At 70.1% G+C, this 18,233-nt stretch carries 22 protein-coding genes and 1 pseudogene; 14 read left to right on the top strand and 9 right to left on the bottom strand.

Features of this window, described 5'->3' with window-relative positions; genetic code table 11:
- Nucleotides 1-47: 47 nt before the first annotated feature.
- From alaS to DFR72_RS31335, 4 genes are read left to right on the top strand one after another with little or no spacing between them, the layout of a single operon-like run.
- Nucleotides 48-2,717, top strand: a complete 2,670-nt coding sequence (gene alaS, locus DFR72_RS31350) for an alanine--tRNA ligase (protein WP_090069010.1) — start codon at nucleotides 48-50, stop codon at nucleotides 2,715-2,717.
- Complete coding sequence (gene ruvX, locus DFR72_RS31345; RefSeq protein WP_090069013.1) at nucleotides 2,704-3,192, top strand: Holliday junction resolvase RuvX; 489 nt, start codon at nucleotides 2,704-2,706, stop codon at nucleotides 3,190-3,192. The genes alaS and ruvX overlap by 14 nt, the downstream gene beginning before the upstream one ends.
- Nucleotides 3,189-4,412, top strand: a complete 1,224-nt coding sequence (gene mltG, locus DFR72_RS31340) for an endolytic transglycosylase MltG (protein WP_090069015.1) — start codon at nucleotides 3,189-3,191, stop codon at nucleotides 4,410-4,412. Before ruvX ends, mltG begins: the two co-directional genes overlap by 4 nt.
- The gene (locus DFR72_RS31335) at nucleotides 4,412-5,233 is read left to right on the top strand and encodes a shikimate dehydrogenase (protein ID WP_245983677.1); all 822 of its coding nucleotides are present in this window, start codon (nucleotides 4,412-4,414) and stop codon (nucleotides 5,231-5,233) included. The genes mltG and DFR72_RS31335 overlap by 1 nt, the downstream gene beginning before the upstream one ends.
- A 254-nt stretch (nucleotides 5,234-5,487) precedes the next feature.
- Here DFR72_RS31335 and DFR72_RS31330 read toward each other — a convergent pair whose 3' ends face one another.
- From DFR72_RS31330 to DFR72_RS31320, 3 genes are read right to left on the bottom strand one after another with little or no spacing between them, the layout of a single operon-like run.
- The gene (locus DFR72_RS31330) at nucleotides 5,488-5,883 is read right to left on the bottom strand and encodes a hypothetical protein (protein ID WP_090069016.1); all 396 of its coding nucleotides are present in this window, start codon (nucleotides 5,881-5,883) and stop codon (nucleotides 5,488-5,490) included.
- Nucleotides 5,880-7,226: a sensor histidine kinase gene (locus tag DFR72_RS31325; protein ID WP_090069018.1), complete on the bottom strand. Its 1,347-nt coding sequence runs from the start codon at nucleotides 7,224-7,226 to the stop codon at nucleotides 5,880-5,882. The genes DFR72_RS31330 and DFR72_RS31325 overlap by 4 nt, the downstream gene beginning before the upstream one ends.
- Nucleotides 7,223-7,897, bottom strand: coding sequence for a response regulator transcription factor (locus DFR72_RS31320; protein ID WP_090069029.1), 675 nt, complete (start codon nucleotides 7,895-7,897; stop codon nucleotides 7,223-7,225). Before DFR72_RS31320 ends, DFR72_RS31325 begins: the two co-directional genes overlap by 4 nt.
- 57 nt (nucleotides 7,898-7,954) lie before the next feature.
- Between DFR72_RS31320 and DFR72_RS47190 the strand changes: the two are divergent.
- Nucleotides 7,955-8,491, top strand: a pseudogene (locus DFR72_RS47190) (phosphatase PAP2 family protein); the annotation flags it as partial.
- Between the two features lie 198 nt (nucleotides 8,492-8,689).
- Here the strand turns inward: DFR72_RS47190 and DFR72_RS45820 are convergent.
- The 3 genes from DFR72_RS45820 to DFR72_RS31305 are packed head-to-tail and all read right to left on the bottom strand — an operon-like array spanning nucleotide 8,690 to nucleotide 11,039.
- Complete coding sequence (locus tag DFR72_RS45820) at nucleotides 8,690-8,956, bottom strand: HPr family phosphocarrier protein (protein WP_170176508.1); 267 nt, start codon at nucleotides 8,954-8,956, stop codon at nucleotides 8,690-8,692.
- 29 nt (nucleotides 8,957-8,985) lie between these two features.
- Nucleotides 8,986-10,287 carry a PTS transporter subunit EIIC gene (locus DFR72_RS31310; RefSeq protein WP_090069031.1) on the bottom strand — a complete coding sequence of 434 codons (1,302 nt, stop codon included), beginning with the start codon at nucleotides 10,285-10,287 and terminating at the stop codon, nucleotides 8,986-8,988.
- Nucleotides 10,284-11,039, bottom strand: a complete 756-nt coding sequence (locus DFR72_RS31305) for a GntR family transcriptional regulator (RefSeq protein ID WP_090069033.1) — start codon at nucleotides 11,037-11,039, stop codon at nucleotides 10,284-10,286. The genes DFR72_RS31310 and DFR72_RS31305 overlap by 4 nt, the downstream gene beginning before the upstream one ends.
- A 111-nt stretch (nucleotides 11,040-11,150) precedes the next feature.
- On the opposite strand from DFR72_RS31305, the gene DFR72_RS31300 reads away from it, so the two are divergent.
- The 7 genes from DFR72_RS31300 (at nucleotide 11,151) to aroQ (ending at nucleotide 15,661) form a co-directional block, all read left to right on the top strand.
- Entirely contained in the window at nucleotides 11,151-11,387 is a 237-nt protein-coding gene (locus tag DFR72_RS31300) for a PTS sugar transporter subunit IIB (protein ID WP_090005969.1), read from the top strand.
- Nucleotides 11,384-11,839: a PTS sugar transporter subunit IIA gene (locus DFR72_RS31295; protein ID WP_090069034.1), complete on the top strand. Its 456-nt coding sequence runs from the start codon at nucleotides 11,384-11,386 to the stop codon at nucleotides 11,837-11,839. The genes DFR72_RS31300 and DFR72_RS31295 overlap by 4 nt, the downstream gene beginning before the upstream one ends.
- Nucleotides 11,840-11,958: 119 nt before the next feature.
- A complete protein-coding gene (locus tag DFR72_RS31290; protein WP_090069036.1) occupies nucleotides 11,959-12,411 on the top strand; it encodes a prepilin peptidase in 453 nt (150 codons plus the stop codon).
- 13 nt (nucleotides 12,412-12,424) lie between these two features.
- Nucleotides 12,425-13,624: a chorismate synthase gene (gene aroC / locus DFR72_RS31285; protein ID WP_090069176.1), complete on the top strand. Its 1,200-nt coding sequence runs from the start codon at nucleotides 12,425-12,427 to the stop codon at nucleotides 13,622-13,624.
- Entirely contained in the window at nucleotides 13,621-14,127 is a 507-nt protein-coding gene (locus DFR72_RS31280; RefSeq protein ID WP_090069037.1) for a shikimate kinase, read from the top strand. The genes aroC and DFR72_RS31280 overlap by 4 nt, the downstream gene beginning before the upstream one ends.
- On the top strand, nucleotides 14,124-15,233 hold the full coding sequence (gene aroB / locus DFR72_RS31275) for a 3-dehydroquinate synthase (RefSeq protein ID WP_090069039.1): 1,110 nt from the start codon (nucleotides 14,124-14,126) through the stop codon (nucleotides 15,231-15,233). Before DFR72_RS31280 ends, aroB begins: the two co-directional genes overlap by 4 nt.
- The gene (gene aroQ / locus DFR72_RS31270) at nucleotides 15,230-15,661 is read left to right on the top strand and encodes a type II 3-dehydroquinate dehydratase (protein WP_090069040.1); all 432 of its coding nucleotides are present in this window, start codon (nucleotides 15,230-15,232) and stop codon (nucleotides 15,659-15,661) included. The genes aroB and aroQ overlap by 4 nt, the downstream gene beginning before the upstream one ends.
- Here aroQ and DFR72_RS31265 read toward each other — a convergent pair.
- Nucleotides 15,619-15,876, bottom strand: a complete 258-nt coding sequence (locus tag DFR72_RS31265) for a hypothetical protein (RefSeq protein ID WP_090069042.1) — start codon at nucleotides 15,874-15,876, stop codon at nucleotides 15,619-15,621. The two genes, aroQ and DFR72_RS31265, sit on opposite strands and share 43 nt — an antisense overlap.
- Before the next feature lie 134 nt (nucleotides 15,877-16,010).
- Nucleotides 16,011-16,751, bottom strand: a complete 741-nt coding sequence (locus tag DFR72_RS31260; RefSeq protein ID WP_143086847.1) for a hypothetical protein — start codon at nucleotides 16,749-16,751, stop codon at nucleotides 16,011-16,013.
- Between the two features lie 99 nt (nucleotides 16,752-16,850).
- Here DFR72_RS31260 and DFR72_RS31255 point away from each other — a divergent pair, with 99 nt between their 5' ends.
- Together DFR72_RS31255 and DFR72_RS31250 are read left to right on the top strand one after the other, a co-directional pair.
- A complete protein-coding gene (locus DFR72_RS31255) occupies nucleotides 16,851-17,216 on the top strand; it encodes a VOC family protein (protein WP_245983676.1) in 366 nt (121 codons plus the stop codon).
- 19 nt (nucleotides 17,217-17,235) lie between these two features.
- The gene (locus DFR72_RS31250) at nucleotides 17,236-17,832 is read left to right on the top strand and encodes a hypothetical protein (RefSeq protein ID WP_211335594.1); all 597 of its coding nucleotides are present in this window, start codon (nucleotides 17,236-17,238) and stop codon (nucleotides 17,830-17,832) included.
- Here the strand turns inward: DFR72_RS31250 and DFR72_RS31245 are convergent.
- Nucleotides 17,810-18,226 carry a B-4DMT family transporter gene (locus DFR72_RS31245; RefSeq protein ID WP_143086848.1) on the bottom strand — a complete coding sequence of 139 codons (417 nt, stop codon included), beginning with the start codon at nucleotides 18,224-18,226 and terminating at the stop codon, nucleotides 17,810-17,812. The genes DFR72_RS31250 and DFR72_RS31245 overlap by 23 nt on opposite strands.
- Between the last annotated feature and the right edge of the window lie 7 nt (nucleotides 18,227-18,233).

Below are 18,233 nucleotides of genomic sequence, written 5' to 3'. Positions count from 1 at the left end.
CCCGTGACCATGCCCTGACTCTCCCAGCAACACACAAGGAACTTCCCGTGCAGACCCACGAGATCATCAAGCGTTTCCGCGAGCACTTCGAGAAGGCCGGGCACAAGTACATCCCCAGCGCCTCACTGCTGCTCGACGACCCCAACCTGCTGTTCGTCAACGCCGGCATGGTGCCGTTCAAGCCGTACTTCCTCGGCGAGGCCCCGCCGCCCGCCCCGCGGATGACGAGCATCCAGAAGTGCGTGCGCACGCCCGACATCGACGAGGTCGGCAAGACCACCCGCCACCTCACGTTCTTCCAGATGGCCGGCAACTTCTCGCTCGGCGACTACTTCAAGGAAGACGCCATCCGGCTCGCCTGGGAGCTGATCACCAACTCCCAGGAGAGCGGCGGCTACGGCTTCGACCCCGAGCGCATCTGGGTGACGGTCTACCTGGACGACGACGAGGCCATCGAGCTGTGGCAGAAGGTCGCCGGCATGCCGCTGGAGCGCATCCAGCGCCGCGGCGTCGAGGACAACTTCTGGTCGATGGGCGTCCCCGGCCCGTGCGGCCCGTGCTCGGAGATCTACTACGACCGCGGCCCCGAGTACGGCGAGGAGGGCGGCCCGGTAGTCGACGAGGACAGGTACCTGGAGATCTGGAACCTCGTCTTCATGCAGAACATCCGCGGCGAGGGTGGTGCCAAGAAGGACTACCCGGTCCTCGGTGAGCTGCCGTCGAAGAACATCGACACCGGCATGGGCGTCGAGCGCGTCGCCTACCTGCTGCAGGGCGTCGACAACGTCTACGAGACCGACCTGGTCCGTGCCGTCATCACCAAGGCCGAGGAGCTGTCCGGCCGCAAGTACGGCGCCAACGAGGTCGACGACGTCCGCTTCCGCGTCATCGCCGACCACGCCCGCAGCGGTGTGCTCCTGGTCGGCGACGGCGTCACGCCCGGCAACGAGGCCCGCGGCTACGTGCTGCGCCGCCTGCTGCGCCGCATCGTGCGCAGCTCCCGCCTGCTGGGCGTGAACGAGCCGGTGCTGCAGCAGTTCGCCGAGGTCGTCCGCGACTCGATGGGCGAGGCCTACCCCGAGCTGGTCAGCGGGTTCGCCCGCATCCAGCAGGTGCTCAAGGCCGAGGAGGACACGTTCCTGCGCACCCTCGACGCCGGTTCGCGGATCTTCGAGGGCGCCGCCGCCGAGGTGAAGTCCGACGGCCGCGCCACACTGCCCGGTGACAAGGCCTTCCAGCTGCACGACACGTACGGCTTCCCGATCGACCTCACGCTGGAGATGGCCTCCGAGGCCGGCCTGTCCGTGGACGAGGACGGCTTCCGCAAGCTGATGGCCGAGCAGCGCGCCCGCGCCAAGGCCGACGCCGCCGGCAAGAAGACCGGCCACGGCGACCAGTCGGTGTACCGCGAGCTGCTGGAGCAGGGCCCGACCGAGTTCACCGGCTACACCGAGCTCGCCTCCGAGGCCACGCTGCGCGGCATCGTGCGGGGCGGCGCTCGGGTGAAGTCGGCTCGCGAGGGCGACATCGTCGAGGTCGTGCTGGACCGCACGCCGCTCTACGCCGAGTCCGGTGGCCAGGAGTCCGACGCCGGCACCATCGTCACGGCCAACGCCGAGCTCGAGGTGCTCGACGTGCAGAAGGTCGCCCGCAAGCTGTGGGTGCACCAGGTGCGCGTCCGTTCCGGCGAGGTCTCCGAGGGCGAGCACGTCGAGGCCCGCGTCGACCCGGAGTGGCGCGTCGGTGCCCGCCAGGGCCACTCGGGCACGCACGTCGTGCACGCCGCCCTGCGGCACGTGCTCGGCCCGTCGGCCCTGCAGAGCGGTTCGTACAACAAGCCCGGCTACCTGCGGCTCGACTTCGCCTGGACCGGTGGCCTGTCCGCCGAGGCCCGCAGCGAGATCGAAGAGGTCTCGAACCTCGCCGTGCGCAAGGACCTGCCGGTCAGCATCGTCTACACCGACATGGCCGGTGCCCAGGAGATGGGTGCCGTCGCCCTGTTCGGCGAGACCTACGACGAGACCGTGCGCGTCATCGAGATCGGTGGCGAGTGGTCGCGCGAGCTGTGCGGTGGCACCCACGTCGAGCACTCGTCGCAGATCGGCCCGATCACCCTGCTGGGTGAGTCGTCGGTCGGTTCCGGCGTGCGCCGCCTGGAGGCCTACGTCGGCATCGAGGCCATGCGCTTCCTGGCCAAGGAACGCGCCATCGTGCAGAACCTCTCCGACATGCTCAAGGTCTCCTCCGACGGCCTGCCCGAGCGGATCGAGTCGCTGGTCGAGCGGCTGAAGTCCGCCGAGAAGGAGCTGGAGAAGGTCCGCGCCGCCGAGCTGCTGGGCAACGCCGGCGCCCTCGCCGACAAGGCCCTCGACATCCGCGGCCTGTCGCTGGTGGCCCTGGGCCTGGAGGGCGTGCCGGGCAACGACCTGCGCACGCTCGGTGGCGAGGTCCGCAACCGCCTGGGCAGCAAGCCCGGTGTGGTGGCCCTGTTCTCGGTCGACGGCGACAAGGTCAGCTTCGTGGTGGCCACCACGGCCGCCGCCCGCGACCTGGGGCTGGCCGCCGGCAAGCTCGTCCCGGTGTTCGGCCCGGCGATCGCCGCCCGCGGTGGCGGCAAGCCGGACCTGGCCCAGGGTGGCGGTACGAACCCGGCCGGTGTCACCGACGCCATCACGGCCTTGACCAACGAACTGGACAAGGTGCTTGAGCAGCGCTGATGTTCCTGGTGTCGACGATCCGGGCCTCGGACGGAGGCTCGGCGTCGACGTCGGGTCGGTTCGCGTGGGGGTCTCCCTCAGCGATCCGGCACCGTTCCTGGCGACTCCGCTGGTCACCCTGCAACGCGACCAGAAGAACGGCTCGGACCTCACGGAACTCGTACGTCTCGTGGCCGAACATGACGTCGTAGAGGTCGTGGTCGGTTTGCCGAAGACGTTGGCGGGCAGGCACGGCCCCGCGGCAGAGGCGGCGACCGCGTACGCTGCGGCCTTGGCCGGGCGCATCGCACCGGTGCCGGTGCGGCTCACCGACGAACGCCTGACGACGGTCGTGGTGAGCAGGGTGCTGGCACAGCGCGGTGTGAAGGGCAAGAAGCAGCGAGCCGTGGTCGACCAGGCTGCCGCTGTCGAGATCCTGCAATCTTGGCTGGACGCACGGGCACGTTCGGTGCCCGCCCGAAAGGACGAGGCGTGAGCGGCGACGATCTCGGGTTGTTCACCGACCCCGAAGCGGATGAGCGGAGGCCGCTCAAGAAGCGCGATCGCGAGCGTGACAACGCCCGCGTCAAGGCGAAGAAGCGCAAGAAGACGGTCCTGTGGCTGGTCGTCGCGCTGATCCTCGCCGTGGGCATGGGCGGTGCCTACTACGGCTACAAGGAACTGCGCGGCATCGGCTCGTTCGAGGACTACGCGGGCAGCGGCGAGGTCGACGCCATCGTCGAGGTCCAGGACGGCGACGTGGTCAGCAAGATCGCGTCGACCCTGTACGACAACGGCGTCATCGCCTCCGCGCGCGCCTTCACCGAGGCCAGCAAGACCGACGCCCGCGTGACGTCGATCCAGCCGGGCTTCTACCTGATGAAGACGAAGATGTCGGGCCAGAGCGCGGTGGCCAAGATGATCGACCCGAAGACGCGGGTCCCGGCCGTCCAGATCGTCGGTGGCCTGAAGCTCACCGACATCCAGGCCAACGGCAAGACCGTCCCGGGCATCTACTCCCAGCTCGCCGCCGCGAGCTGCACGGAGAAGGACGGCGCGAAGGTCTGCCTGAGCGCCGAGGAGATCAAGGCCGCCGCCGAGCAGACCGACCCGGTCGCCCTCGGTGTGCCGGACTGGGCGCTGGCGGACGTGAAGCGCGCCGAGCCGGCGTTCCGCCTCGAAGGCCTGATCATGCGCGGCGTCTACCAGGTCAAGCCCGGTGTCACCGCGGTCGAGCTGATCCGCAGCGTCATCGTGGCCTCGGCCCAGAAGCTGCAGGGCGCGGGCATTCCGGGCGGCACCCTGAACACCGGCTTCCGCCCCTACGAGGTGCTCGTCATCGCCTCGTTGATCGAGAAGGAAGCCATCGAGCAGGACTTCGGCCAGGTTTCGCAGGTCATCTACAACCGGATCGCGGAACCGATGCCCCTGCAGTTCGACTCGACCATCAACTACCGCAACAACCAGCCGCACATCCGCACGTCCGACGCGGACCGCAACGCGAACCAGCCCTACAACACCTACAAGAACCAGGGCCTGACGCCGACGCCGATCGGCTCGCCGTCGCAGCAGGCCATCGCCGCCGCGATCAAGCCCGCGGGCGGCGACATGATGTACTTCGTGAAGTGCAACGTGAACGGCACGTCGTGCTTCTCGAAGACGTACGAAGAGCACCAGGAGAAGGACCAGAAGGCTCAGCGGGAGGGCGTCTACTAGTGGTGCGCAAGGCGGCGGTGATCGGCTCGCCGATCGAGCACTCGCTTTCCCCGGTGCTGCACAACGCCGCGTACGCCGAGCTGGGCCTCGACTGGGAGTACACCCGCCTGGAGTGCTCCGAGGCCGACGTTCCCGCTCTGGTCTCCTCGCTGGGCCAGGAGTGGGCGGGTCTCTCCTGCACGATGCCGACCAAACGCGCCGCGCTGGCGTTCGCCTCGGTCGTGACCCCGCGCGCGACGGCGGTGGGAGCGGCGAACACGCTGGTGCGCCACGGTTCCGAGTGGCACGCCGACTGCACCGATGTGGACGGTGTCGTGGGAGCGTTGCGGGAGAAGGGTTTCTCCAGCGGCACGCACGGCGTCGTGCTCGGTGCGGGCGGCACGGCCACGGCCGCGCTCGCCGGGTTCGCCGAGCTCGGCATCTCGTCGGTTTCCCTGGTGGTGCGCGATCCCGCGCGCGCGGGAGAGGCCGTGCAGACGGCGTCGCGGGTCGGTGTCTCCGTTGAAGTGCTGCAACTGTCCTCTGTGGACCTCGCCGTGCTGGCCGGTGCCGCGGACGTGGTCGTGTCGACGGTGCCGGCCGAGGCCACCGTCGAGCTGGCCGACTCACTGGCGCGAGCGCCGTACGTGCTGGACGTGATCTACCACCCGTGGCCCACACCGGTCGCGAAGGCCGTGGAGGCGTCCGGGAGCCGCCTGGCCACCGGGCTGGACATGTTGCTGCACCAGGCTTTCGGGCAGTTCGAGCAGTTCACCGGCAAGCCCGCGCCGCAGGAGGCCATGCGCGCCGCCCTGGCCGCGGAACTCGCCTCGCGGTCGTAACTTTCGGCTTGATCTTGGGCCGTCCGGTACCGGTGCGCACCGGTCGTGTGGTTCCCTACGCCTGACTCGTTTGGCTGCGGACGATGTGCCACTCGGCCGGAGTCATCGCATGCCGGTGTTCCTCACCTTGGGAGGGCCGGTGGGTGGGGACGCACGGGTGTGTCTGCCGGGGGGCTCCGCTTGGGCGCGTGGGCCGACCGGTTCCGGCACCACGGCCGCCGGTGCGTCCCGCCTCTACAGGGCGTGTTTCGAAACTAAGGGCAGTACTGGTCGGGAACCGGTGCCACGCCGGCCACCTTCGCCCGGCTCGCCAGGGCCGTGCAGTGCACCTGGAAGACCGCCCACTTCGTCGTCGGCGGCGCGACGTCCTCCGGCATCACGATCACCTCCAGCACCGGGACCGCCTTGGACGACGTCGCGGGCAGCTCGGTCACCAGGCCCAGCTTCTTCTCCTCGTCGTTCGGGCCGGCCAGGAGCAGGTTCATCGCGGTCGCGATGTCGACGGCGCCGGTGTGGTCGCGGGTCCGGCGCACCAGGCCGTCGCGCTCGGCCGTCACGAGGTAGATGGTGAGCGTGTGCGACGAGACCGTCGGCGCCTCGGCCCCGGTGAGGATCGGGGTCGGGCGGATGCCGCAGGCCGTGAGGGTCACGAGGGCAAGCGCAAGGTGAAGACCGCGCCGCCCGAGGGCGCGTTGGCCGCCTCGATGGTGCCGCCGTGCAGGCGTGCGTTCTCCCATGCGATCGCCAATCCCAGTCCGCTGCCCTCGGAACGGGAGCGGGCCGTGTCTGCCTTGTAGAAGCGGTCGAAGATGTGGGGGAGGGCGTCCTCGGAGATGCCGGGGCCGTGGTCGGCGACCTCGATGACGCCCGGCCGCACCGTCACGCGCACCGGGACGCCGCCGTGCTTCAGCGCGTTGCCCACGAGGTTGGCGACGATGACGTCGAGGCGGCGGCGGTCGACCCGCGCCACCACGCCCTCGGGCAGCGACGCCTCGACGGACGTGGCCCAGCCGCGGGCGGCCAGGGTGTCGCGGACGGCGGTGCCGATGTCCCAGTCGTCCAACTCGAGGAGGTTGCGGCCCTCGTCGAAGCGGGAGATCTCCATCAGGTCGTTGACCAGGCGGGTCAGCTTGCGGGTCTCGGCGGAGACCAGGCGGGCCGCGACGGCCGTGTCGGGAGGCAACGTGTCCGCGTCCTCGTCCAGCACCGCGGTCACGGCGTTCATCGCCGTCAGGGGCGTGCGGAGCTCGTGCGACACGTCGGCGACGAAGCGGCGGGAGGTGGCCTGGGAGGCTTCCAGTTGTTCGGCGGCCTGGTTGAACGTGCGGGCCAGGTCGGCGAGTTCGTCGGAGCCGCGCACCTCGACGCGGGTGTCCAGGCGGCCGGCTCCCAGCGCGCGGGCGGCGGCGCCGAGGCGGCGGACGGGACGCAGAACCCCGCGCGCGGTGAACAGCGCGACGCCCAGGGCCAGGGGGAGCACGAGGCTGACGCCCACCCAGGCGGCCGTCGAGAAGCTGTCGATGGCCGTCTGCGGGCCCCTCAGGTACAGCAGCGCCCACACCTCCACACCCGTGGGCGCGCCGTCCGCGCGGACCAGCGGGATGCCCACGACGACGTACGGCTCGGCCAGGTCCGTGCGGCGCTGCCAGAGCGTCGTCCCGCTCGTCTTGAGCATCTCGCGCATCTCGGCGGGGATGAACGACGGATCGGGGCCGGCGGCGGAGCGCAGGCCCTCGTAGACCACGACCGCCGAGCCGCGCAGGTACGAGCCGAAGCCGTCCAGGTCCTCCTGCGCCGGCGGCACGGTCAGCCGGGGCGCGTAGTCGCGGACGTCCTGCACCAGCGGGTTCATGAAGCCGTCCTGCGCGTCCTCCAGCAGCAACGTGCGGGCGGTCGCGTAGGAGGCACCCGCTGCTCCCACCGCGCCGAGCACCGTCAGCAGCAGGAACGCGGCCATCAGCCTGGGGCGCAGGCCGCGCAGCAACGACCTCATCGGGGGCCGAAGCGGTAACCGAAGCCGCGCACCGTGTGGACGTATCCGGGGTCGGAGGGCACGTCCTCGATCTTCGCGCGCAACCGCTGTACGCACGCGTCGACCAGCCGGGAGTCGCCGAGGTAGTCGTGCTCCCAGACGGCCTCGAGGATCTGCTGGCGGGTCAGCACGCGGCCGGGGGTGCGGGACAGTTCGAGCAGCAGCTTCAGCTCGGTCGGGGTCAGCGCGACCTTCACGTCGTCCTTGAGCACCTGCAGTCCTGCCCGATCGATCACCAGCGAGCCGTGCCGTTCGATCGACGACGGCTCGGCGACGGTCCGCCGCAGCACGGCGCGGATGCGTGCCTCCAGCACCCGCGGCTCCACGGGCTTGACCACGTAGTCGTCCGCGCCCGCCTCCAGGCCTGCCACCACGTCGAAGTCGTCGCCGCGCGCCGTGAGCATGATGATCGGCACCTCGGCGTGCGTGCGCATCCGCCGGCACGTCTCGAAGCCGTCGATGCCCGGCAGCATGATGTCGAGGACCACGATGTCGGGACGGGACTCGCGCAGCTTCGCGACGCCTTCCTCACCCGTTTCCGCTGCTCGGACGTCGTGTCCCTGGCGGCGCAAGGCCAGCCCGAGTCCTTCACGCACCGAAGGGTCGTCCTCGACCAGCAACACCATCGCCACGAGATCCATTATCTGCGGGAGACGGCACCGGCGCCCGATCTGTAGCGGAACCATGACATGGCGTGGACGTTCCCGTGGACCGGCTCGCGGAGTGTCGAACCCATGGCCGGAAGCTTGCTGGGATTCCTCTTCACGTACTTCGCGCTGGTGTGGACGTCGTTCGGGCAGAAGGCGGAGAACGCCGCGTTGCCCGAACTGTCGCTCCAGCGCTCGTGGGCGTCCAACGTGGACACGGCGATCATCCTCGCCGCCGTCCTCGTGATCCTCTTCGCCCGCAAGAAGTCGCTCACGCCGTTGCTGCTGCTCGGCGGCTCGGTGCTGGGAGCGCAGGTTCTGAAGCTCTACGTGCTGGTGCGGCCGCCGCTGGACGACGACGCCGTGCTGGTGCACAACAGCTTCCCGAGCGGGCACACGACGGCCGCGGTGGCGTCGGTGATCGCGGTGACGATGGCGGTGCCCCGGCGGTTCGCACTGGTCGTGGCGGTGCCGGGGGCGATCGGCGCGGGGGCGGTCGCGGCGGAGACGGTGTCGCTCGGCTGGCACCGGTTCAGCGACACGCTCGGCGCGGCGCTGCTCGTCTCGACGCTCGCGCTCCTGTTGCTGCGCAAGTGGACCGCGGGACTGGTCGTACCGCCCGCACTGGCCGTGGGAGGCGTCTGGATGATCGTGAGCCACCCGCAGGCCACGCCGCCGACCTTGGCCGGCGTCGTGACCGCGGGTGTCGTGCTGCACTTCGGGTGGGTCGTGAGCGGTCTCGGCCGTCGGGGCGATCGAGACCACTCACGACCGGGATCACTCGTCGTGATCGGTGGCGATCAGCTCGGCGATGGCGTCCAGAGCGGCGTCCGCTCCGTCCCCCTCGGCGCTGAGCACCACCTCGTCACCGTGCATGGCGCCCAGGGTCATCAGACCCAGAACACTCGCCGCGTCAACGGCTTCGCCGCCGTCCTTGGCGATGCTGACCGTCACCGGCTGGTCGGCGGCGGCCTTCGCCAGCAGTGCGGCAGGCCGGGCGTGCAGTCCGACCTTGCTGGCCACGGTGACCCGTCGCTCGGCCATGATGGTTCCTCCCGGTAGAGCTGGTTCAGTTACTGCTGGTCGTTCCTGGAGCGCTTCTCGCGCACGGCCGTGTCGCCACTGCCCGCCGCCGTGTCGCCACTGCTGCCGACAATGCTCTCATCGGCCTCAGGGGACTCGTCGTCCTCGCGGCCCGGCGTCTTCAGGTTCCACTTGTTGATGACGAAGCGGAACAGGAAGTAGTAGATCGCACCGTAGATCAGGCCCAGGATGATCAGCATCCACGGCTTCTGGGAGATGTTCCAGTTCAGGATGAAGTCGATCGCACCTGCCGAGAACGAGAAGCCCGAGTGGACGTCGAGCGCGTTCGAGATCGCGAGCGACGTACCGGTCAGGAACGCGTGGATCAGGTACAGCGGCCACGCCACGAACATGAACGCGAACTCCAGCGGCTCCGTCACACCGGTGATGAACGCGGTGAGAGCGGCGGAGCCCATGATGCCGCCGATGAGCTTGCGCTGGTTCGGCCGTGCGGTGTGCACGATCGCGAGTGCGGCGGCCGGGAGGGCGAACATCAGGATCGGGAAGAAGCCGGTCTGGAACGTGCCGGCCGTCGGGTCGCCCGCGAGGAAGCGCGGGATGTCACCGGTCTTCTCGTTGTACTCGCCGAACTGGAACCACACGACGTTGTTGACGATGTGGTGCAGGCCCAGCGGGATCAGCAGGCGGTTGACGACACCGTAGATGAACGCACCGATGATCGTGCTGCCGGTGACCCACTCGCCGATGGCGGTCAGGCCCGCGTCGAACCACGGGTAGACCAGGCCGAGCAGGACGCCGACGATCGTCATGACACCGGCGACGATGATCGGGACGAACCGGCGGCCGCCGAAGAACGCCAGGTACGGCGGCAGCTTGATGCGGTGGTACTTCTGCCACAGCAGGGCCGTCAGGAGGCCGACGACGATACCGCCGAGGACCCCGTAGTTGATGACCTCCGGCTTGGCGGCCGGGTCGGTCGGCTGGTCGAGGACCAGCGGCGACATCGCCTTGAAGACGCTCGTCAGCACGACGTAGCCGACGACGCCGGCGAGCGCCGTGGAGCCGTCACCGCGCCGTGCGAAACCGACGGCGATGCCGACGGCGAACAGCAGGGCGAGGTTGCTGAACAGCGCGTCGCCCGCCGCACCGATCACCGAGGCGACGGCGTTCCAGCCCAGACCGTCCTTGCCCAGCATGTCGGGCTGGCCGAAACGGAGCAGCAGGCCTGCCGCGGGCAGCACGGCGATCGGCAGCATGAGGCTGCGACCGAAGCGCTGCAACGTGGCAAGGCCCTTGATCTCACGACCACCGGTTGCGGCGTCCGTGCTCATCGGGTTCCTCCCTTGGCGGAGTTCGGTCCGGTACCCGGGACGGTCCGGTCCAGTTGCATGGTCACCTGGTAGAGATCGCCCCGGTACCAGGAAGTGACGTCTTCACAGGGCCGCCCGTCGGAGCTGGCGACCCTCCTGAACACGAGGAGCGGGCTGCCCTTGCGGACGTCGAGCGCCTTCGCGGTCTCCGCGTCGGCGGTCTCCGCCCACACGGTCTGCCGCGCGTGGTCGAGCTGAATTCCGTACCGGGTCGCGATGATCTCGTAGATCGATCCGGTCAGGTCGCATCGGTCGAGCTCGGGAAGCATGTGCGGGCTGTACCAGCCGGCTTCGAGCGCCAGCGGTGCCCCGTCGGCCTTGCGCAGCCGCACGACGCGGTACGCGTACTCGTCGGACTCGAGGCCCAGCGAGGCCTTCGAACCGGGTGCCGCCTGGCCGCAGCTGATCACCTCGGTGCTGGGTTCGACCCCGCGCGCCTTCATGTCCGAGGTGAACGAGGCCAGGAAGAGCTGCAGGTCGTAGCGCCTTTTGGCGGTGAACGTCCCACGTCCCTTGGCCCGCGTGAGAAGGCCTTCGGCGACCAGCTGGCCGACCGCGGCCCGCACGGTGATGCGAGAGACTCCGTACCGCTCGGCCAGATCGCGCTCGGACGGAATCGGTGAGCCGGGAGCGAGTTCCTGTTCTGCCAGCCGCCGCAGGATCTCACGCAGCTGCGCGTGCTTCGGCTTGGGGCCGTCCACGATCTCGTTCACTCGCTCACCTCCTCGCTAGTGGTACTTTCCGGTCTAGACCAGTTGGTGCGGGAGAATGCTCCGCGCACCGAGCGGGTGTCAACCGCTGTTACGGGAACGAGAGGTACGAACGTGGCTGACGAGAAGGCTCAGAAGATCCTCGAGGCGCTGGGTGGCCGGGACAACATCATCGAGATCGAGCCCTGCATCACCCGCCTGCGGTGCGAGCTCGAAGACGGTTCCGTCGTGGACGAGAAGGCGCTGAAGGCGTTGGGAGCGCACGGAGTCATGCGTTCCGGCAACGTCGTCCAGGTCGTCGTGGGACCCGAGGCGGACACCATCGCGTCGGACATCGAGGACCTCCTGTGAGCCTCCGCGTCGGCAGCCCCGTGGCGGGCCGGGTGGTCGCGCTCTCCGCGGTTCCGGACCAGGTCTTCGCCGAGGCGATGGTCGGGCCCGGCGTGGCCGTCGAACCGATTCGATCGAAGGCCGATGTGGTGTCACCGCTCGACGGCACCGTCGTGACGTTGCACCCGCACGCGTTCGTGGTCGCCAACGGTGACGGGGCGGCCATCCTGGTCCACCTCGGCATCGACACCGTGAAGCGCAAGGGCGAGGGCTTCGAGCTCCACGTCGTCAAGGGCGAGCAGGTCCAGGCCGGTCAGAAGATCGTGACGTGGGACCCGGCCGAGGTCGAGGCGGCCGGGTTCGCGCCGATCTGCCCGGTGGTCGCGCTGGACGCGTCCGCCGAGGTGCTCGGCGACCTGGCTCTCGACTCGGACGTGGTGGCGGGCGACGCCCTGTTCGCCTGGTCTCGCTGAACCGTTGTTCCCGGGCGTTCTCCCAGCCCTGACCGGGCCTCGTGAAGGTCGTGCGTGGACGGACCGTTCACGACAGGCCCGAACTTGTACCTGATCGCCCCTGGCAGGACCGTGGTCTCATGACCACGGTCCTGCTCGCGTTCTCACTGGGTTCGTTGTGGACGGTCGCCGCCGCCCTGGACGCTCCGCCCTCGTCGTACCTGCTGGCCTGGTTCGGCATCGTGCTCGCGATGATCGACCTGCGGCACCACCGGTTGCCGGACGCGCTGACCCTCCCTTTGGGTGCCGCGCTGGTGCTCCTGCAGTTCCACGGGCTGGGAGCGGCGGCCCTGTCGGCGCTCGTCTTCGGTGGCGCGCATCTCGCCGTCCGGCGGCTGCGGCCCGCGCTGATGGGCGGCGGCGACGTGAAGCTCGCCTTCGGACTCGGCGCGGCGCTCCCGCTGCCGGCACTCCTACCTGCGGCGATCCTGTCCAGTGCGGTCACCCTGGCCGTCGCCGCGCTCCGGCGCAGGCGCGCGGTGCCGCACGGACCGGGCCTGCTGGCCGCCACCTGGGCGTTGACGACGCTGTGAAAGGATTGTGAACGTGCTGCGCTGGATCACCGCTGGAGAGTCACACGGCCCCGCCCTCGTCGCCGTTCTGGAGGGCATGCCCGCCGGGGTGGAGGTGACCACCGAGGACCTAGTCGCCCAGCTCGGGCGCCGCAGGCTCGGGTTCGGTCGCTCGCCGCGCATGGGCTTCGAGCAGGACGAGGTCGAGATCCTCGGCGGCGTCCGCCACGGCAAGACCCAGGGCGGCCCGGTCGCGGTCACGATCGGCAACTCCGAGTGGCCCAAGTGGCAGACGGTCATGTCGCCGGACCCGGTCGACCCGAGCCTGCTCAAGCCGACCGGCCGCAACGAGGCCCTCACCCGCCCGCGTCCCGGCCACGCCGACCTGCCGGGCATGCAGAAGTTCGGCTTCGACGAGGCCCGCCCGGTGCTGGAGCGCGCCTCCGCCCGGGAGACCGCGGCCCGCACGGCGCTGGGCACGGTCGCCCGGCAGTTCCTGCAGCAACTGCTCGGCGTGCAGATCGTGAGTCACGTGGTGTCCATCGGCCAGGCCGAGACGCCCGCGGACGCCGCGCTGCCCACGCCCGACGACCTGGCCGCGATCGACGAGTCGCCGGTGCGGTGCTTCGACCAGCGCGGCACCGACGCGATGGTCGCCGAGGTCGAGGCCGTCAAGGAGGCCGGTGACACGGTCGGCGGCGTCATCGAGGTGCTCGTCTACGGGCTGCCGCCGGGCCTGGGCTCGCACGTGCACTGGGACCGCCGCCTCGACGCGCGTCTCGCCGCCGCCCTCATGGGCGTGCAGGCGATGAAGGGCGTGGAGATCGGCGACGGCTTCACCTCGGCGAAGCGCTGGGGTTCGCAGGCGCACGACGAGATCGACCGCGGCAGCGGCCCGGTCGGCGTGACGCGCCGCTCGAACCGCGCCGGTGGTCTCGAGGGCGGCATCACCAACGGTGAGATCCTGCGCGCCCGCGTGGCGATGAAGCCCATCTCGACCGTGCCGCGCGCACTGTCCACTGTGGATGTCCGCACCGGTGAGGCCGCGGTCGCGATCCACCAGCGTTCGGACGTCTGCGCCGTGCCGCGCGCCGGTGTCGTGCTGGAGTCCGTGGTGGCGCTGGTGCTGGCCGAGGCCGCGCTGGAGAAGTTCGGCGGCGACTCGCTGCCCGAGACGCGCCGCAACGCCCACGCGTACCTCAAGGCGCTGGAAGCCCGCTGGGAGGGCATGTGAGCCCCCAGTACGTGGTGGTCGGTCCTCCCGGAGCCGGGAAGACCACCGTCAGCGAACTGCTGGCCGCACGGCTCGGTGTGCCGTTCCGCGACGTCGACGCGGACGTCGTCGAGCTCGCCGGCAAGCCGATCTCGGACATCTTCACCACCGACGGCGAGCCCGCTTTCCGCGCCATGGAAGAGGAAGCGGTCGCCAAGGCACTCGTCGAGCACGAGGGCGTGCTGGCTCTGGGCGGGGGAGCGGTGCTGTCCGCGACGACCCGCGAGCGCCTGCGCGAGCACACCGTCGTGTTCCTGAACGTGGGCATGGCGGAGGGCGTGCGCCGCACGGGGCTGTCGTCCTCGCGGCCGCTGCTGTCCGGCATCAACCCGCGTGCCACGTTCAAGGCGCTGCTGGACGCGCGCCTGCCGCTGTACCGCGAGGTCGCGACGATCGAGGTCCTGACGGACTCGCTCGATCCGGAGCAGGTGACCGACGCGGTGATCAAGGGAGCTGAAGCATGACCGAGCCCGTGCGCATCCGGGTCGCCGCGGAGAAGCCCTACGACGTGGTGGTCGGCCGCGGCCTGCTCGGCGACATCGTCGAGTTCCTCAAGGGCACCGCCAAGATCGCGATCGTGCACCAGCCGACCCTGGCGGAGACCGCCAAGGTGCTGGTGGACGAGCTCAAGGCCGTGGGCGCCGACGCGCACCGCGTCGAGGTCCCGGACGCCGAGGACGGCAAGGACCTCGCGGTCGCCGGCTTCTGCTGGGACGTGCTGGGCAAGATCGGCCTGTCGCGCTCCGACGTCGTCGTCGGCCTCGGCGGCGGCGCGGTCACGGACCTCGCGGGCTTCGTCGCGTCCACGTGGATGCGCGGCGTGCGGCTGGTCAACATCCCGACGACGCTGCTCGGCATGGTCGACGCGGCGGTCGGCGGCAAGACCGGCATCAACACCGACGCGGGCAAGAACCTCGTCGGCACGTTCTACGAGCCGGACGCGATCTTCGTCGACCTCGCGACGCTGGAAACGTTGCCGCGCAACGAACTCGTCGCCGGCATGGCGGAGATCGTGAAGGGCGGCTTCATCTCCGACCCGGTCATCCTCGACCTGATCGAGGCCGACCCGGCCCAGGCCCTCGACCCGACCGGGGAGGTGCTGGCCGAGCTGGTCCGCCGCAAGATCCAGATCAAGGCCGACGTGGTGACCTCGGACCTGCGCGAGTCGTCGTTGCGCGAGATCCTGAACTACGGTCACACCCTCGGCCACGCCATCGAACGCCGCGAGCGCTACCGCTGGCGCCACGGAGCCGCGATCAGCGTGGGCCTGGTCTTCGCCGCCGAACTGGCCCGCCTCGCCGGCCGCCTGGACGACGAGACGGCCGACCGCCACAAGCGCGTCCTGCAGCTGCTCGGCCTGCCGACGACGTACGACCCGGACGCCCTCCCGCAGCTCATGGAGGGCATGAAGGTCGACAAGAAGAACAAGGCGGGCGTCCTCCGCTTCGTGGTCCTCGACGGCCTCGCCAAGCCCGGCCGCCTCGAAGGCCCGGACCCGGCCCTGATCGCCGCCGCGTACTCGGCCGTCGCCGCCGAGCCGACCACCGGCTCCGGAAAGGTGCTGCTGTGAAGGTCCTCGTCCTGAACGGCCCGAACCTCGACCGCCTCGGCACCCGCGAGCCGCTCATCTACGGCAGCACCACCCACGCCGACCTCGTGGAGATGTGCGTGGCCGAGGGCAAGGAACTCGGCTTCGACGTCGAGGTCCGCCAGACCGCCTACGAGGGCGAGATGGTCAAGTGGCTGCACGAGGCCGCCGACGCCTCCATCCCGGTCGTCCTCAACGGCGCAGCCTGGACGCACTACTCGATCGCGGTCCGCGACGCCTGCTCGCAGCTGACCGGCCCCCTGGTCGAGGTGCACATCTCGAACATCCACCAGCGCGAGGAGTTCCGGCACCACAGCGTCATCTCGGCGGTCGCGAGCGGCGTGATCGTCGGCCTGGGCGTCGAGGGCTACCTGCTCGCGCTGCGCTGGCTGTCGCTCAAGCAGAAGTAGCGCCAGCTCAGAAGGGCCACGGCGGCGAGTGCGGTCGCGCTGATGAAGACCGCCTCCACCGTGGTCGCGCCGAGTCGCGGGTGCACCGCGGCCGCCGGCCGCTCGGGGTTCATCGCGAACTGCAGGTCGCCCATCAGGTTGTGCACCTGCACGACCGCGCTTCCTGTCCGGACATCGCCCGAGATCTTGTTGCGGGTGCGGGAGTTGTCGGTCATGGCCGCCCTTGGTCCGGGATTCGAAGTGGGATGTCCAGGACGCTAGTGGCGATTCTGGCTCCAGATGCACCCAGTTGATCGTCAATCAAGGACCAATTAACGGACATTCCGCATTCGGATGTGCCAGATACGGGTCATGTGCCGTCCGGGTGGCGCATCCAGAGGTTCGTCTCCTCGTAGACCCCCTGGTCGCGCTCCCGGTCGATCTCGACCAGGTCCAACCCGCCTGCGACGACGTACCGGCCGCTCTGCGGGAACGCCATCCCGGTCCACCGCTCCCACTCCGCGACGGTCCCGGTCACCACCATCGACCGGGGCGCGGGCCGCAGGATCGTGGCACCGAGCCGCTGGTGGGTGCGGATCCACGGGTCGAGGTGCAGGCCGTCCGCGCGGGTCCACCGCTGGAAGTCCTCCATGGACGTCAACGGGTAGGTCGCCTTGAGCGTCGGCCGCACCGGCACGATCACCCGTGCGAGCCCGTCGGACGCGGCCCGTTCGCGCAACCCGGTGAGCACCTCGCCCGCCAGGCCACTGCCGGTGCGTCCGGTCCGCACGGTCGCCGCCACGACGCACACCGTGTCGGGCGCAACGCCGCTCTCGTGCTCGGTGACCGCCGCGACCAGCGCGCCGTCGTAGCCACCGTCGGGCAGAGTCGCCGTGTCACCGTCCCACCGCAGCGCGACCGCCGTCGCCCGCGCGAGAACCAGGTCGTCCTCGAGGAGCAGCACGTCGTAGCGCGGGAAGTACTCCGCCACGGCGTCGCGGTGGGCGCGGGGCACCTCGCCGCGCAGCACGAACGCGGGCCAGCCGTCCCGCAGCGAGTCCTGTGCGGGGCCCTGGAGGTCGGGGCGCTCGGCGTTCGAGACGATCTTCACGAGCCGATCCTCGCTCATCCGGCGAGCCGCCCGTGTGTACCTTCCCGATCTACCGCTGATCAGTTCGTTGACACGTAAGGGAAACCGTTGCTCCACCACGTGGAATTGTGGGTCCCGGACCTCGCCCGCGCCGAGGCCGCGTTCGGGTGGATCCTCACCGAGCTCGGCTGGACCGAGCACCAGCGCTGGACCGCCGGCGTCAGCTGGAAGCTAGGCGAGACCTACGTCGTGGTCGAGCAGTCCCCGGCCATGACGGGTCCACACGATCGGATGAAAGCGGGCCTGAACCACCTCGCCCTGCACGCGGGAACCCGGGAGGACGTCGACCGGCTGACCGAGGAATCCGAGGCCAACGGGTGGAAGCTCATGTTCGCGGACAGGCATCCTCACGCGGGAGGACCGGACCACTACGCGGCGTTCCTGGAGAACGAGGACGGCTTCGAAATCGAGCTGGTAGGCGTCTGAACGTGTAAAGATGCCGATCGTGCCGAGACTGCTGATCGCCGCGTTCGCCCTGTTCCTGGCCGGATGCGCGGCCGCGCCGGAGCCCGCGCCCGTCAGCAGTGAGACGACGGCGAGCGCGGAGCGGCTGTCCGATCGGGACCTGCAGGCGAAGTGGTGGACGTGGGCGGCGTCGAGCCCGGAGAACCGCAACCCCGTCGTCGACGACACCGGCCAGTGGTGCGCCGAGAACCAGCCGGAGGACGTGTGGTTCTTCGCGGGCACGTTCGGCGGGCCCGTCGACAGGCGGTGCCAGGTGCCCGCGGGTCGTCCGCTCGCCGGTCCGGCGGTCAACACGGTCACGAACTGCGAGTCGTTCATGGCCGGCGGCACTGGGTCGGTGACGCTCGACGGGCAGCTGGTGGAGCTGCGGCGGATCGCGCCGGTCGGGATCACGTTCGAGGCCGCGCCGGACAACGCGGTGGGCGCCCGCGAGGGGCGCGTGCAGGCTCAGGCCTGCGGGTTGTGGGCGTGGATCCCGCCGTTGAAGCCGGGTGAGCACGAGCTGGTGGTCGCGGGGGAGTTCGGCGACTTCAGCACCTCGGCGCGCTACCTGCTCACGGTCGGCTCCGCGGACTAGCCGGGTCCTCCTTCGCGAGGAAGCCGCCCAGCAGCATCCCGAGCCCGGCGGGCGCGAGCACGAGCAACGCCGTGAACGCGGCCCCGCCCGTCAGCGCCACCCACAGCGCCTCCTGCCCGGTCTGGTCGACCAGCAACGCCGACCCGATCACGCCCAGCGCCCCCGCGAACGGGCCCGCGATCAGCGACGCGATGAACCACTGCATGCCGCGCCCGTCCAGGTCGCGCAGCGTGTCGACGGCGCCCCAGAGGACCGCGGCGACGATCAGGAGACCGAGAGCGATCGGCCGGATCGAGGAGGCTTCCGGGCTGCGCACGCCCACGGCCGCCACGCCGGTCTGCACGGCTCCATGCAGGAGCCCCATCCACAACGCACGGACGAACCAAGGACGCATGCGGACA

This window comes from Lentzea flaviverrucosa (genome assembly GCF_003350445.1).
In the GTDB taxonomy this organism is placed as follows: Bacteria; Actinomycetota; Actinomycetes; order Mycobacteriales; family Pseudonocardiaceae; genus Lentzea; species Lentzea californiensis.
The sequence above is the reverse complement of the archived record's forward strand: the minus strand, read 5'-3'. Positions and strand labels throughout refer to the sequence as shown.

Excerpts from the sequence above, each read along its gene's own strand:
- DFR72_RS31245 (WP_143086848.1), bottom strand. The coding sequence starts at position 18,226 with ATGCGTCCTTGGTTCGTCCGTGCGTTGTGGATGGGGCTCCTGCATGGA.
- DFR72_RS45820 (WP_170176508.1), bottom strand. The coding sequence starts at position 8,956 with ATGGCCGAGCGACGGGTCACCGTGGCCAGCAAGGTCGGACTGCACGCC.
- DFR72_RS31290 (WP_090069036.1), top strand. The coding sequence starts at position 11,959 with ATGACCACGGTCCTGCTCGCGTTCTCACTGGGTTCGTTGTGGACGGTC.
- DFR72_RS31310 (WP_090069031.1), bottom strand. The coding sequence starts at position 10,287 with ATGAGCACGGACGCCGCAACCGGTGGTCGTGAGATCAAGGGCCTTGCC.
- aroB (WP_090069039.1), top strand. The coding sequence starts at position 14,124 with ATGACCGAGCCCGTGCGCATCCGGGTCGCCGCGGAGAAGCCCTACGAC.
- DFR72_RS31325 (WP_090069018.1), bottom strand. The coding sequence starts at position 7,226 with ATGAGGTCGTTGCTGCGCGGCCTGCGCCCCAGGCTGATGGCCGCGTTC.
- DFR72_RS31265 (WP_090069042.1), bottom strand. The coding sequence starts at position 15,876 with ATGACCGACAACTCCCGCACCCGCAACAAGATCTCGGGCGATGTCCGG.